The sequence below is a fragment of the Pseudomonas sp. genome (assembly GCF_050739995.1).
Taxonomy (GTDB): Bacteria; Pseudomonadota; Gammaproteobacteria; order Pseudomonadales; family Pseudomonadaceae; genus Aquipseudomonas.
This window is the reverse complement of the sequence record NZ_JBOICG010000201.1, coordinates 1-14,176: the sequence shown is the minus strand read 5'-3', so window position 1 is coordinate 14,176 and position 14,176 is coordinate 1. Positions and strand designations below refer to the sequence as shown.

Sequence of the window (14,176 nt, the reverse complement as noted above, 5' to 3'; positions counted from 1 at the left end):
CTTTTGAGCAGGCCGGAGCTATGAAAACATCCTGATTGAAGAAACCTGCCAGATACCCTTATAGATGGGGTGGATTCTGGAAGTTTCAAGCGTCGGGCAGTTGACCCAAGTCAGAAGAGTCTAGCGGTCAAGCCAGATAAGGGAGGCAAACCGACCAGTGCGCGGACTGCGGCGGTAAGAAAAGAAGCGTGGATCGGTCACAGTGCAGAAACCACCACCATAAACAGCAGTGACACCGCGTGCGGCAAGGCGCAAGCGCGCCAGCTTATAAATGTCGGCCATGAACTTGCCCGGATTGCGGCTGGGCAAAAAGGCTTCGGCGGTGATGGGCAATTGCTGAATGAAGGCTTCACGCACTTCCGGGCCAACTTCAAAGGCCTGTGGACCAATAGCCGGGCCGAGCCAGACCAGAACCTCGCCAGGTTCGGTATCCAGGCTTTCGAACGCCGCTTCCAGCACCCCTGCCGCCAAACCACGCCAACCAGCATGGGCCGCCGCGACACGAGTGCCGGCACGGTTGCAGAACAACGCAGGCAGACAGTCAGCAGTCATTGAGGTGCAGGCAATGCCCGGAGTACGGGTCCAACTGCCATCGGCCTCAACGATTCGGCTTGGATCAGCCTCTACCACGCTCACCCCGTGAACTTGGCGCAGCCAGGCCGGCTGGATATCAAACGCATCGGTGAGAAGGCGACGGTTTTCAAGGACCGCCTCAAGGCAATCCTCGACATGATCGCCCAGGTTGAGGCTGTCGAACGGCACCAGGCTGACGCCGCCCGCACGGGTGGTGACGCAGGCTTTTACCCGAGCCGGCGCGGGCCAGTCAGGAATCAGCCAGTCACTCATCCGATAAACGCCTCACGGTCTTGCTTGAGCAGCGACAACAACCAGACCAAGTCATCTGGCAGAGGCGATTCCCAGCTCATGCGCTTACCGCTCGTCGGATGGTCCAGCTCCAGGAAGCGTGCATGCAGCGCCTGGCGCGGGAAGTTTTTCAACGACTCGACCATGGTTGCACTGGCCGCCGGAGGAATACGGAAGCGACCACCGTAGGCAGGATCTCCGACCAACGGGAAGTTGATGTGGGCCATGTGCACGCGAATCTGGTGGGTACGGCCGGTTTCCAGCTTGACCCGCACGTGGGTGTGGGAGCGGAAACGTTCGAGCACACGATAGTGGCTCACGGCCTGCTTGCCGCCTTCCATCACCGCCATGCGCTGGCGCTGCTGGCCGTGACGGCCGATTGGGGCGTTGATCTTGCCACCCGCCACCACGACGCCGATCACGATGCACTCGTAGATCCGGCTGACGCTGCGGCTCTGCAACTGTGTGACCAACTGCGTCTGCGCCTGAATGGTCTTGGCCACCACCATCAAGCCGGTGGTGTCCTTGTCCAGACGGTGCACGATACCGCAGCGCGGGACATTGATGATGTCCGGCACGTGGTGCAACAGGGCATTGAGCAAGGTGCCATCAGCATGCCCGGCTGCCGGGTGAACCACCAGGCCTGCGGGTTTGTTGATGACCAGGATGTCATCGTCTTCATAGACGATATCCAGCTCGATGTCCTGGGCAACCCATTCTCCCTGGGCTTCCTGCTCGGCAGTCAGCTCAAGAATCGCACCGCCATGGACTATGTCTCGCGGGCGGATAACCGCTCCATCCACAGTCAGGCGGCCGTCTTTGATCCAGGCGGAAAGGCGCGAGCGCGAGTGCTCAGCGAATAATTGTGCGGCGACTTGATCGAGGCGTTGGCCGCCCAATTCGGACGGCACCTCTGCGCGAAGTTCAATTTTATCGGACATGCTCAGACTAGGCGTGGCACAGCCTTTGGTTTCGGCTGCGCGCTTGTGGTTAAATACGGCGTCTTTTGCCCCGAGGCTTTCAACGGGGCGCTCATCATAACAGGACGGCCCCGCCCAAGACAGCGGCCGTCATAGGGACGCAAGCCGCCATGCAAGTGAAACACCTGCTGCTGATCGCCATCCTCGCCATGACTGCTGCTTGCTCGTCAACAAAGGACGTCGTCGACGAAAACCTGAGCGAAGTCGAGCTTTACCAGCAAGCTCAGAAAGACTTGGACAATAATAGCTACACCAGCGCCACGGCTAAGCTGAAGGCCCTGGAGTCGCGCTATCCGTTCGGACGCTACGCCGACCAGGCCCAGCTCGAACTGATCTACGCCAACTACAAGAACGCCGAACCGGAAGCTGCCAAGTCCGCCGCCGAGCGTTTTATCCGCCTGCACCCCCAGCACCCGAACGTGGACTACGCCTACTACATGAAGGGCCTGACCTCGTTCGACCAGGACGTGGGCCTGCTGGCGCGCTTCCTGCCGCTGGACATGACCAAGCGTGATCCGGGTGCCGCCCGCGACTCCTACAACGAGTTCGCCCAGCTGACCAGCCGCTACCCCAACAGCCGCTATGCGCCGGATGCCAAGCAACGCATGATCTACCTGCGTAACCTGCTGGCTTCCTACGAGATCCACGTGGCCCACTACTACCTGACCCGTCAGGCATACGTGGCCGCCGCCAACCGTGGCCGCTACGTAGTGGAAAACTTCCAGGAAACCCCATCCGTGGGTGACGGCCTTGCCGTGATGACCGAGGCTTACCAGCGCCTGCACCTGGACGCCCTGGCGAGCACCAGCCTGGAAACCCTGAAGCTCAACTACCCGGACCACCCAAGCTTGAAAGACGGCCAGTTCGTGCCTCAGGTCGCCGAAGCGGATAACCGTTCGTGGCTGAGCAAGTACACCTTGGGCTTGATCGAATCCCGTCCACCACTGCCACCAGGCGAAACCCGCGCCAACCAGGACGTGATGAAGCAGTTCCAGGACGCGAAAGAAGCCATTCCTTCGGAACTCAAGCCTCACGACGAAAACGGCGATGTGATCGAAGAGCAGGCACCACAGGCCCTCGGTAACAACGAAGACCGTTCGTGGTTCAGCTACATGACCTTCGGCATCTTCGACTGATTGGTCCAGGCAATATAAAAAGGGAGCCCTCTGGGCTCCCTTTTTTGTGGGCAAGCATTATTGCGCTGTGCGCCTGCCAAGTCCTTGGCTAAACTGGCGCATTCCTTGTCGAGAAGCTGCTTACCATGGTTCGTCTACTGTTCTGGATTGCCGTCATTGCTGCCGCAGTATGGTTCTGGCGCAAATTCAAAAGCCCAGGCGCTCATCAGCAACGGTCCCGTGAGCCCGATGCCACCCCGATGGTGCGTTGCGCCCACTGCGGTGTACACCTGCCGCAGAATCGCGCACTCAGCTCACGTCAAGAGTGGTACTGCACCCAGGCGCACCTGGAACAAGGCCCGAAGTCTATCCAGCGCTGAGGCGACCAGCAGGCGCGTAAGACGTCGGGTCGATAATGGGTGCACGCCCCAGCAGCAAGTCAGTGAATAACTGGCAGGACGCCGGCGCGAGCACCAAGCCATTGCGGTAATGCCCACAATTGAGCCACAACCCTTTAAAACCGGGAACCTCGCCGATATAGGGAATACCTTCCGGCGAGCCGGGCCGCAACCCCGCCCAGTGACCCACCACTTCAGCGTCGGCCAGCCCGGGAATCAACTCCACAGCTGAAGCCTTGAGGCTTTCCAAGGCCGTTTCTGTCGGCGTCTTGTCGAACCCTTCATGCTCCAGCGTGCTGCCAATCAATATGTGCCCGTCACGGCGCGGGATCGCATAGCGCCCTTTTGCCAGGACCATGCTCGGCAGAAATTCCGAGGCACATTTGTACAAGATCATCTGACCTTTGACGGGTTCAACGGGCAATGCCAAACCCAGTGTCCCCAATAACGCCCCACTCCAGGCTCCTGCCGCGAGCACGACCTGATCTCCGAGAACTCGCCCCGCCGCCGTTTCGACGCCCACCACGACGTCGCCCTCCAGGACAAAGCCTGCGACTTCGCACTGCTCGTGAACCGTCACATTGGGCAATGCCAGCAACGCCGCTCTCAAGGACTTGACCAACCGTGGGTTACGCACATTGGCGACATTGGCCATGTAGATGGCTTGGGAATAACCGCCCCCCAGCACCGGCACTGCATCATGCGCAGCCGACACATCCACTTTGCTCAGAGGCCGCCCCTCACGTGCCGCCCAGGCCAACGCCTCGGCCTCATCTTCCAGATCGAGCCAGTACAAGCCCGTGGTATGAACTTCAGGATCGACACCCGTGGCAGCAAACAGCCGTTGCGCCAGATGTGGGTAAAAATCCTGGGACCAATGGGCCAAAGCAGTGACCGCCGGGCTATAGCGCCACGGGTACAACGGCGAAACAATCCCACCACCGGCCCACGAAGACTCTTGTCCAAGCCCCGCACGCTCCAGCAGCACGACAGCCTGCCCTTGGGTGGCCAGGTTGTACGCCGTCAACAACCCGATTACTCCGCCGCCGACAATCACTACTCGCTGTTGCTTCGCCATCATTTGATCCAGCCGATATAAAGGGACGGGCGCACACGGCGCCCATTCATCCAGCACTCTCATCATTGCCCCCAGCACGCCTTGCGCGACATCTCCGGAAGGGCTCCCGGATTGCTTCGCACCCCCGTGCTGTTCAAGCTGAATTCACCGCACGCGTCGCCCGCCATGACCGAGTCGGCAGCAGGCGTGGCCAGCAGGTCAAAATCCTGGGGGTTCAATACAGCACTGATTCTATAGTGATCATTGCCCGCACTGACGCCCTCTGCATCAATAAAAGTACCGTTCCTGGTATAAAAACGCTCCAGGTGCTGGGCTTGTTCGGTCAACAACGCGGCGATTTGCCCGCGATAAACCTTTTTTACATGCCCGGTATATCCGGGGTAAGCGATACCCGCCAATACTGCAATGATCGCCACGGCGACCAGTAACTCGATCAGGGTAAAACCCTGGCTATCCATGCCCATTCGATTGCGCCTTATTGAAGTTGTCGCCATAGGATTCGTTGAAACCACACGCGCCCTCCTTCCTCCACTCGCGCATATACGCTTTCCAGCACCGTGCGCGATTGGCCACCCAGCCCGACAGCCGTCACCCGAAACAGCTGCGCCGAGGTTTGCGGCGGCAAATGCATCAGCCCCAACCCGCTGCCTATGGATTGAATGCCATAGAACCCGCCGTTCAAGGCAACCCAGGTGACTGCCGAGACAGGATTCTTCCCGGCACCTATCAGCAAAAATGCCTCTTCAGGTGGCGCGCAGGTCGTTATTGAGTGGCATTCGGGCAGCGCACTGCTATCCCGCCTTACAGCGGACTCCCCTAACCTGAGACCGCTTTCGCCGCGCTGAAAAGATTGGTTGCGGTGCCACAAGCTGCCAGCGACTTTTTGCTGGGATATCGCACCTTGCATCGATGACAAGCCAACCAGTGATAACAACAACAGGAGGACCAGGCTGATCAGCAACACCATCCCCGCCTGACTTAAATGACTACCATCACTTATCCTCCCCATGGCCCTACCCCAGACGGTTTCGCAGCGCCGCCACGACGCTGTAGGTCTGATCCTTCACACGCCCCGTCGGATCTTGCAACGTCATGAGAATGCGCACACTGCGTATCAACGATTCATCGGCCGGGTTCTTGTCGTAACGCACCACACCTGCTGATGTCGCCTTGGCCGCCATGCCAAAGCTGATGTCGAACGTTCGAACGTTATCGATCAGTACCGCCTTGGCCGGCGCCGCCGGAGTGCTGACTTTCAGTTGGCCTGATTCATAGGTGTAGGTGAGTTGGCGCAGCGCAAAGCGGACCTGTCCAGGCGTCGTCCCGGGCGGTGTTCCGAGGTACGCTTGGGCTGCCGTCTTGCAGTCGGACACCACCGTCCAATCAGGCTTGCCTCCACTGACATCCGCAGTGACCAATGTCAGTGCCATTGCACTTCCCGACATATTCCAACCCACTGGTCGCTCGAAGATGGCTGGAGCGTCATCGATAAATGGAACGGCCAAACATCCAAACATGCCTGCCAGACGAATATCCTGCGTCATCTTGCCCAGGACAAATCGTGCATCGTCCTGCAGGACCATCGCAGCCTGCTGGCTGGCGTACGTCATTCGTGTGCTGATCACCACCTGGCTCCCACCCAGTACCAACAGCAGCCCAACGGATAACGCCAACAGCATTTCAACCAGGCTGAAACCACGTGCAAGGCGATTCATTGCGACGCTCCCGGCTCATCAGCAACGCGGCTGGTAAGTGTGAAGGTCTCTGTTTCCCCCGGGCCGCCTGCGCTCCTGGCACCCTGCCAACTGATGCTGACGGTGACTTCATGCCCCCTGACCGACACGGCCCCTTTGGCATCTGGACCCGCGAAGCCGATGATATTGGCTTCGAAGTCATGCAGGTCCAGGTCACGGACACTGGAGGTCGGGGTGCTGGGTGGCCCTTGCTCGGCCCGCCCCCATGAATAGTCAACGCCTGCATTAGCGCGAATTCGGTCGAGCATATCGTAGGCAATGAAGCTGGCCTGGCTGGTCATCCTGGCACTTTCGGTGTGTTTGAGCGCATTGAGTTGGATTGCCGAGGCTCCCAACAAACCAACGGCCAATATCAATACCGCCACCAGCACCTCGATCAGCGTCATGCCGGTTTGGCGCCACCGGAAGGTGCGTAGAAAAAACGTGTCTGTACGGGCAAGCATTACCATCGTCATCCATGTCGAGGGCCGAAAAAAGCAGGAAAAACCTACGCGTGGCCCAAGACTAGCGCCGGTTTTTAACCAATGCCGCTCTAGGAACAAAGGGAAATACTTTGGACACAAAGGCCATCATTCAACCCTCGCAGCCGGTAGCTATACCTATCATTACCCGCCGAATCAGCGGCGGCGTCCACGGAGGGACGGCATATGAAAGAACGAGGCTTTACCCTGCTCGAGCTGTTACTGGGCCTGATGGTGAGCGGCATCCTGGCGCATCTGGCAGCGCCCAACTTCAAAGGGTTACTTGAGGCACACCAGCAACGCAGCGCAGCAAACTCGCTAGCGGACGGCCTGCGCTTCGCACGCAATGAAGCACTCGCACGCAACCGCGACGTGGTCATTCATGCATCGGAGGACGATTGGAGCCAAGGCTGGCGAGTCATCGAGGATGTCAGTGGGCGTGGTCATATGGACGATGACAACCCGGTACTGCTGGAGAGACAAGACAGCGGGCACATAACCATTGTAGGTAACGGGCCGGTCAAAAGCCTGGTGCGCTTCAGCGGGCTGGGTGAGCCGATTTTTACAGGAGGAGGCTTCCGGGCCGGCACCGTTCACATATGCGGCATGGATCAGGCACAAAGCCTGTATCAGGTCGTGCTGGCCCCCAGCGGTCGCATCAGCCTGCGCAGTGATAAAACCGAGCAGGCATTATGCCGGGGCTAGCACATCGTGGCTCAGAGCAGCGAGCGAACCCGCAGTTCCTTGGGCACCGAGAACGTGATGTTTTCTTCGCGACCGGCCAGTTCATCGGCACCGGTAGCACCCCAAGCCTGCAACTGCTGGATTACGCCGCGCACCAGGACTTCCGGGGCCGAGGCACCCGCCGTGATCCCGATACGCTCAACACCATCGAACCAACTGCGCTGCATGTCTTCGGCGCCGTCGATCAGGTAGGCGGGCGTAGCCATGCGTTCAGCCAGCTCACGCAGGCGGTTGGAGTTGGAACTGTTCGGGCTGCCGACCACCAGTACCACGTCGCACTCGTTGGCCAATTGCTTGACCGCGTCCTGGCGGTTTTGCGTGGCGTAGCAGATGTCATCCTTGCGCGGGCCGCCAATGGCCGGGAATCGCGTGCGCAAGGCATCGATAACGCGGCTGGTGTCGTCCATCGACAAGGTAGTCTGCGTCACGAAGGCCAAACGCTCAGGGTTGTGTACCTGCAAGTTGGCGACGTCTTTTTCGTCTTCCACCAGGTAGATTGCCCCGCCATTACTGGCATCGTATTGACCCATGGTGCCTTCGACTTCCGGATGGCCGGCGTGGCCGATCAGGATGCATTCACGACCGTCGCGACTGTAGCGAGCGACTTCGATATGCACCTTGGTGACCAATGGGCAGGTAGCGTCGAACACTTTCAGGCCACGGCCGGCAGCTTCGGTACGCACGGCCTGGGAAACACCATGGGCGCTGAAGATGACGATAACGTCGTCCGGCACTTGGTCGAGTTCTTCGACAAAGATCGCACCGCGTGCGCGCAGGTCTTCGACCACGAATTTGTTGTGGACGACTTCATGGCGCACGTAGATCGGTGGCCCGAAGACTTCCAGGGCGCGATTGACGATTTCGATCGCCCGGTCCACGCCGGCGCAGAAGCCACGGGGGTTGGCGAGTTTGATTTGCATGCTGTGCCTCGTGTCTTGCTCGGCAAGAAATTGGACCTTGTGGGAGCTGGCTTGCCTGCGATGCGAACAACTCGGTGTATCAGCTACACCGGGGATGCTATCGCAGGCAAGCCTACTCCCACACAAGCCAGCCCTCACAGGAGCCGGTTTCGTTGATCAGAGCGCTTTAACGTCGATGATTTCAACGTCAAACGTCAAGATTTTACCGGCCAACGGGTGGTTGAAGTCGATGGTCACTTGCGTGTCATCGAAGGCCTTGACCACGCCAGGCAGCTCGGTATTCGCCGCATCATTGAAGATCACCAGCAAGCCTTCCGACAGATCCATGCCTTCGAACTGCGAACGCGGGATGATCTGTACGTTCTGCGGGTTGGGCTGGCCAAAGGCATTTTCCGGCAAGATCTGCAGGTTACGCTTGTCGCCGGCCTTGAAGCCGAACAGAGCCGCCTCGAAACCCGGCAGCAGGTTGCCATCGCCGACCTTGAAGGTCGCTGGGGCTTTGTCGAACGTGCTGTCGACCGTGTCGCCATTCTCCAGGCGCAATGCGAAATGCAAAGTGACTTCCGTGTTCTGGCCGATACGTTGCTCAGCCAATACCTGATCAGTCATTGACGGTCTCTCCGGTTTTCTTACTTTTGAACATGTCCAACGCCAGCATGATTGCACCGACGGTGATGGCGCTGTCGGCAAAGTTGAACGCCGGGAAATACCAGCGGTTCTGCCAATGCACCAGAATGAAGTCGATCACATGGCCCAAGACAATGCGGTCGTACAGGTTACCCAATGCACCGCCCAGCACCAACGCCAAGGCGATGGCGAGCCAGGTGTCATCGCGGCCCAGACGCTTGAGCCAGACCACCAGCACCGCACTGACCACCACGGCGATCAGGGCGAACAGCCAGCGCTGCCAGCCGCCGCTGTCAGCGAGGAAGCTGAAGGCGGCGCCGGTGTTGTAGGCCAATGTCCAGCTGAAGTAATCCGGGATCACCACGATCTGCTGGAACATTTCCAGAGCACCCTCGAAGTGAGCCTTGCTGACCTGATCAATGACCAGGACCAGCACGCTCAATACGAGCCAGCCCAGACGTCCGAAACGGCTGGTGTTAGGCATAGTGGCGAACCTCACCAGCACCGCTGATATTGTCGACGCAACGACCGCAAATTTCCGGATGCTCAGGGTTCACGCCGACATCTTCACGGCAGTGCCAGCAACGGGCGCACTTGGGGAAGGCCGACTTGACCACTTTGAGCTTGAGGCCCGGCACTTCGGTCGCCACCGCGTCTGCCGGTGCCTGGGCAAACGGAGCCAGGCTGGCTGTCGAGGTGATCAGCACGAAGCGCAGCTCGTTGCTCAGCTTGGCCAGGTCGGCGGTCAGGCCGTCCTCGGCAAACAGAGTGACTTCGGCTTGCAAGTTGCCACCGACAGCCTTGGCCGCACGCTGGACTTCCAATTCCTTGTTCACCGCAACCTTGACGGCCATCACGCCTTCCCAGTACTCGCGGCCCAGTTCGAAGTCGGCTGGCAGTTCGGTCAGGCCCTCGTACCAGGTGTTGAGCATCACGGACTCATTGCGCTCGCCCGGCAAGTACTCCCACAGCTCATCGGCGGTGAAGGCCAGGATCGGTGCGATCCAGCGCACCAGCGCTTCGGAGATGTGATACAGCGCGGTCTGCGCCGAGCGGCGCGCCTTGCTGTTCGCGCCGGTGGTGTACTGGCGGTCCTTGATGATGTCCAAGTAGAAACCGCCCAACTCCTGCACGCAGAAGTTGTGGATCTTCGAGTAGACGTTCCAGAAGCGGTATTCGCCGTAGTGCTCTTGCAGTTCGCGCTGCAGCAACAGGGTACGGTCCACGGCCCAACGGTCCAGGGCGAGCATGTCCTCGGCCGGCAGGATGTCGGTAGCCGGGTTGAAACCGGTCAGGTTCGACAGCAGGAAGCGTGCGGTATTACGGATACGGCGGTAGGCATCGGCGCTGCGCTGCAGGATCTGCTCCGACACAGCCATTTCGCCCGAGTAGTCGGTCGAGGCAACCCACAGACGCATGATGTCGGCGCCCAGGGTGTCATTGACCTTTTGCGGCGCAATCACGTTGCCCAGGGACTTGGACATCTTGCGGCCGTTTTCATCCACGGTGAAACCATGGGTCAGCAGCTCGCGGTACGGGGCGTGGTTGTCGATCGCGCAGCCGGTCAGCAACGACGAGTGGAACCAGCCACGGTGTTGGTCCGAACCTTCCAGGTACAGGTCGGCACGTGGGCCAGTCTCGTGCCCCATAGGGTGCGAACCGCGCAGTACGTGCCAGTGGGTGGTGCCCGAGTCGAACCACACGTCGAGGGTGTCGCTGATCTTGTCATACAACGGAGCCTCGTCGCCCAACAGCTCGGCGGCATCCAGCTTGAACCAGGCTTCGATGCCTTCCTGTTCAACACGCTGGGCCACGACTTCCATCAGCTCAACGGTACGTGGGTGCAGCTCGCCGCTTTCCTTGTTGAGGAAGAACGGGATCGGCACACCCCAGTTACGCTGGCGGGAAATGCACCAGTCTGGACGGTTGGCGATCATCGAATGCAGACGTGCCTGGCCCCAGGCCGGGATGAAGCCGGTGTCTTCGATGGCTTTGAGCGAGCGCACGCGCAGGGTGTCGCCGCTGACCGGCTCTTTGTCCATGCCGATGAACCACTGCGCGGTGGCGCGGTAGATCAGCGGGGTCTTGTGGCGCCAGCAGTGCATGTAGCTGTGCTGGATGGTAGCGGTCTGCATGAGCGCACCGACCTCGCTCAGCTTCTCGATGATCGCTTTGTCGGCCTTGAAGATGAACTGACCGCCGAAGAACTCCAGCGAAGGCACATAAACACCGTTGCTCTGCACCGGGTTGATGATGTCATCGTTGACCAAGCCGTATTTCTTGCAGATCACAAAGTCGTCCACGCCATAGGCGGGGGAGCAGTGAACCACACCGGTACCCGAACCCAGCTCAACGTAGTCAGCCAGGTAAACCGGCGACAAACGGTCGTAGAACGGGTGACGGAAATTGATCAGTTCCAGCGCGGAGCCAGTAGTGGTGGCGATCACCGAACCTTGCAGTTCGTAGCGGGCCAGGCAGGACTCGACCATTTCTTCAGCGAGCACCAGCAGGCGATCACCGACGTCCACCAGGGCATAGGTGAACTCCGGGTGCACGTTCAGCGCCTGGTTGGCGGGAATGGTCCACGGGGTGGTGGTCCAGATCACGATGGCCGCGGGCTTGCTCAGGCTGGCCAGGCCGAAGGCCTCGGCCAGTTTGGCGTCGTCGGCGATCGGGAACGCGACGTCAATGGTCGAGGACTTCTTGTCTTCGTATTCGACTTCCGCTTCGGCCAGGGCTGAACCGCAGTCGAAGCACCAGTTCACGGGCTTGAGGCCCTTGAACACGAAGCCGCCCTTGACGATTTCGGCCAAGGCGCGGATTTCACCGGCCTCGTTCTTGAAGTCCATGGTCTTGTACGGATTGGCCCAGTCGCCCAGCACACCCAGACGGATGAATTCGGACTTCTGCCCTTCGATCTGCTCGGTGGCGTAGGCACGGCACAGTTCGCGGGTTTTATCCGCGCCCAGGTTCTTGCCGTGGGTCACTTCGACTTTGTGCTCGATCGGCAGGCCGTGGCAGTCCCAGCCCGGGACATAAGGTGCGTCGAAACCCGAAAGGGTTTTCGAGCGGATGATCATGTCCTTGAGAATCTTGTTCAGCGCATGACCGATGTGAATCGTGCCGTTGGCATAAGGAGGGCCGTCGTGCAGGACGAATTTCGGACGATCCTTGCCAATCTCGCGCAACTTTCCGTACAGGCCAATACTGTCCCAGCGCTGCAGGATCTGTGGTTCGCGCTGTGGCAGGCCGGCCTTCATTGGGAAGGCGGTGTCCGGAAGGTTTAGCGTGGCTTTATAGTCGGTCATTTAAGGCTCTTCGGTTAGCGATGGGCGCTAGGTGCGGCTAGTGCACGGGCGGCGGCGACATCCGCATTGATCGCCGTTTTCAACGCCTCAAGGGAGGCGAAACGCTGCTCTTCACGCAGCTTCTGGTGGAAAACCACCGTCAAACGCCGGTCATACAGATCACCGGCAAAATCCAAAAGGTGTACTTCCAGGTGGGCCTTGCCATCACCTGCAACCGTGGGCCTGACGCCTATATTGGCGACTCCCGGCCACGATTGGCCGTCGATGTCGACACTCACCAGATAAACGCCGGTCAGCGGCACACGACGGCGCTTGAGTTGCACGTTGGCAGTTGGCGTGCCCAATTGGCGCGCCAGCTTCTGGCCGTGCAGTACCCGCCCGGCAATGCGGAACGGGCGACCGAGCAGACGCTCGGCCAAGGCAAAGTCGGCAGCGGCCAGGGCATTACGCACCTGGGTGCTGCTGACGCGCAGGCCATCCAGTTCGACAGTTTGCGCGGCTTCGACGGTAAAACCCTGGTTGACGCCAGCGTGTTGCAGGAAATCGAAATCCCCTACGCGGTCGCAACCGAAACGGAAGTCGTCGCCAACTTCCAAATGCTGCACCCCCAGGCCATCCACCAGGATACGGTCGACGAACTCGGCGGCGCTGAGACTTTGCAAACGCTGGTTGAAGGCCAGGCAAAGGACTCGGTCCACCCCCTCTTCAGCCAGCAGCTGAAGCTTGTCGCGCAAGCGGGCCAGTCGGGCCGGTGCCGTTTCCGGGGTGAAAAACTCCCGCGGCTGTGGCTCAAAAATCACCACGCAGCTGGGCACGCCCAACTCGACCGCTCGCTCGCGCAGCCGAGCCAGGATAGCCTGGTGGCCACGGTGAACACCGTCAAAGTTGCCAATAGTGGCGACGCAGCCCCGATGCTCAGGGCGCAGGTTGTGGAGACCTCGAACCAGCTGCATAACGCGCTTCTTGCTCATAAAGTGGTCGATTATAACCACACCCGGCCCCGGACGACAGGCAACAGCGCAGGCCAAATGGGTCGATTCGATAAAACAATCGTTTTATTACGGCAAAGTCCCTAACCCAGGGACTTGCGATTGAAATCCCGCAGACGGAAGCCTTGCAGCAGCAACATGCCGAAGTAAACCACAACGCCGACGACCACCAGCAAGCCGAGGCGCATGAAGCGCTCCAGCATATGCCCTTCGTCCCAGGCTGGCATGAAGTGCATCAAACCCAATAGCACTGCCGACATAGTGCCCACCGCCACCAGCAACTTGAGCGCAAACATGCCCCAGCCCGGTTGCGGCTGGAACATCTGCTGCTTACGCAGTTGATAGAACAGCAAACCCGCGTTGATGCAGGCGCCAGCACTGATGGCCAGGGCTAACCCCGCGTGCGCCAACGGCCCGATGAATACCAGATTGAGCAATTGGGTGACGATCAGCGTGAAGATCGCGATTTTCACCGGCGTACGGATGTTTTGCTGAGCATAGAAGCCCGGCGCCAACACCTTGATCACGATAATGCCGAGCAGGCCTACCGAATAGGCAATCAGCGCACGCTGGGTCATGGAGGCATCAAACGCGCTGAACTGGCCGTATTGGAACAACGACACCGTCAACGGTTCAGCCAGGATCCCCAAGGCCAGGGAACACGGCAGCACCAGCACGAAGCACAGTCGCAGCCCCCAATCGAGGATGCGCGAGTATTCCTGGCGGTCCTTGCTGGCGTAGGTGCGCGACAGGGTCGGCAACAAAATCGTGCCCAGGGCCACACCCAACACGCCGGATGGCAGCTCCATCAGGCGATCGGCGTAGTACATCCACGACACCGAGCCAGACACCAGCAATGAGGCAAACGCCGTGTTGATGATCAGGGAAATCTGGCTGACCGATACGCCGAGGATCGCCGGCAGCATGTTGCGCATCAC

At 59.7% G+C, this 14,176-nt stretch carries 15 protein-coding genes and 1 pseudogene; 3 read left to right on the top strand and 13 right to left on the bottom strand.

Annotated features, from left to right (window positions below):
* Nucleotides 1-120 precede the first annotated feature (120 nt).
* Together pgeF and rluD are read right to left on the bottom strand one after the other, a co-directional pair.
* Nucleotides 121-846: a peptidoglycan editing factor PgeF gene (pgeF, locus tag ACRESD_RS07055; protein WP_431750271.1), complete on the bottom strand. Its 726-nt coding sequence runs from the start codon at nt 844-846 to the stop codon at nt 121-123.
* On the bottom strand, nt 843-1,805 hold the full coding sequence (gene rluD, locus ACRESD_RS07050; RefSeq protein ID WP_105697438.1) for a 23S rRNA pseudouridine(1911/1915/1917) synthase RluD: 963 nt from the start codon (nt 1,803-1,805) through the stop codon (nt 843-845). The genes pgeF and rluD overlap by 4 nt, the downstream gene beginning before the upstream one ends.
* Before the next feature lie 149 nt (nt 1,806-1,954).
* On the opposite strand from rluD, the gene ACRESD_RS07045 reads away from it, so the two are divergent.
* Both ACRESD_RS07045 and ACRESD_RS07040 read left to right on the top strand, forming a co-directional pair.
* The gene (locus ACRESD_RS07045) at nt 1,955-2,980 is read left to right on the top strand and encodes an outer membrane protein assembly factor BamD (RefSeq protein WP_431750270.1); all 1,026 of its coding nucleotides are present in this window, start codon (nt 1,955-1,957) and stop codon (nt 2,978-2,980) included.
* Nucleotides 2,981-3,105: 125 nt separating this feature from the next.
* Nucleotides 3,106-3,339, top strand: coding sequence for a PP0621 family protein (locus ACRESD_RS07040; protein ID WP_431750269.1), 234 nt, complete (start codon nt 3,106-3,108; stop codon nt 3,337-3,339).
* On the opposite strand, the gene thiO is transcribed toward ACRESD_RS07040, so the two are convergent.
* From thiO to pilV, 5 genes are all read right to left on the bottom strand, one after another.
* Nucleotides 3,326-4,435, bottom strand: a complete 1,110-nt coding sequence (thiO, locus tag ACRESD_RS07035) for a glycine oxidase ThiO (RefSeq protein WP_431750268.1) — start codon at nt 4,433-4,435, stop codon at nt 3,326-3,328. The two genes, ACRESD_RS07040 and thiO, sit on opposite strands and share 14 nt — an antisense overlap.
* Nucleotides 4,436-4,497: 62 nt before the next feature.
* Nucleotides 4,498-4,899, bottom strand: a complete 402-nt coding sequence (locus tag ACRESD_RS07030; protein WP_431750267.1) for a type IV pilin protein — start codon at nt 4,897-4,899, stop codon at nt 4,498-4,500.
* A gap of 11 nt (nt 4,900-4,910) precedes the next feature.
* On the bottom strand, nt 4,911-5,402 hold the full coding sequence (locus ACRESD_RS07025; RefSeq protein WP_431750266.1) for a PilX N-terminal domain-containing pilus assembly protein: 492 nt from the start codon (nt 5,400-5,402) through the stop codon (nt 4,911-4,913).
* Between the two features lie 46 nt (nt 5,403-5,448).
* Nucleotides 5,449-6,150 (bottom strand): PilW family protein, encoded by a 702-nt coding sequence (locus ACRESD_RS07020; protein WP_431750265.1) that lies wholly within the window; start codon nt 6,148-6,150, stop codon nt 5,449-5,451.
* Complete coding sequence (pilV, locus tag ACRESD_RS07015; protein ID WP_431750264.1) at nt 6,147-6,632, bottom strand: type IV pilus modification protein PilV; 486 nt, start codon at nt 6,630-6,632, stop codon at nt 6,147-6,149. The genes ACRESD_RS07020 and pilV overlap by 4 nt, the downstream gene beginning before the upstream one ends.
* Before the next feature lie 204 nt (nt 6,633-6,836).
* Between pilV and ACRESD_RS07010 the strand changes: the two are divergent.
* Nucleotides 6,837-7,413: pseudogene (locus ACRESD_RS07010) on the top strand (GspH/FimT family pseudopilin).
* Here ACRESD_RS07010 and ispH read toward each other — a convergent pair.
* From ispH to murJ, 6 genes are all read right to left on the bottom strand, one after another.
* Nucleotides 7,367-8,314 (bottom strand): 4-hydroxy-3-methylbut-2-enyl diphosphate reductase, encoded by a 948-nt coding sequence (ispH, locus tag ACRESD_RS07005; protein ID WP_431750263.1) that lies wholly within the window; start codon nt 8,312-8,314, stop codon nt 7,367-7,369. The pseudogene ACRESD_RS07010 and the gene ispH overlap by 47 nt on opposite strands.
* Before the next feature lie 156 nt (nt 8,315-8,470).
* Entirely contained in the window at nt 8,471-8,908 is a 438-nt protein-coding gene (locus ACRESD_RS07000; RefSeq protein ID WP_431750272.1) for an FKBP-type peptidyl-prolyl cis-trans isomerase, read from the bottom strand.
* A gap of 7 nt (nt 8,909-8,915) precedes the next feature.
* Complete coding sequence (gene lspA, locus ACRESD_RS06995) at nt 8,916-9,425, bottom strand: signal peptidase II (RefSeq protein ID WP_431750262.1); 510 nt, start codon at nt 9,423-9,425, stop codon at nt 8,916-8,918.
* A complete protein-coding gene (gene ileS / locus ACRESD_RS06990; protein ID WP_431750261.1) occupies nt 9,418-12,249 on the bottom strand; it encodes an isoleucine--tRNA ligase in 2,832 nt (943 codons plus the stop codon). The genes lspA and ileS overlap by 8 nt, the downstream gene beginning before the upstream one ends.
* A gap of 14 nt (nt 12,250-12,263) precedes the next feature.
* A complete protein-coding gene (ribF, locus tag ACRESD_RS06985) occupies nt 12,264-13,202 on the bottom strand; it encodes a bifunctional riboflavin kinase/FAD synthetase (RefSeq protein ID WP_065888011.1) in 939 nt (312 codons plus the stop codon).
* Between the two features lie 119 nt (nt 13,203-13,321).
* The coding region (gene murJ / locus ACRESD_RS06980) for a murein biosynthesis integral membrane protein MurJ (protein WP_431750260.1) at nt 13,322-14,176 on the bottom strand (855 nt) is incomplete at its 5' end.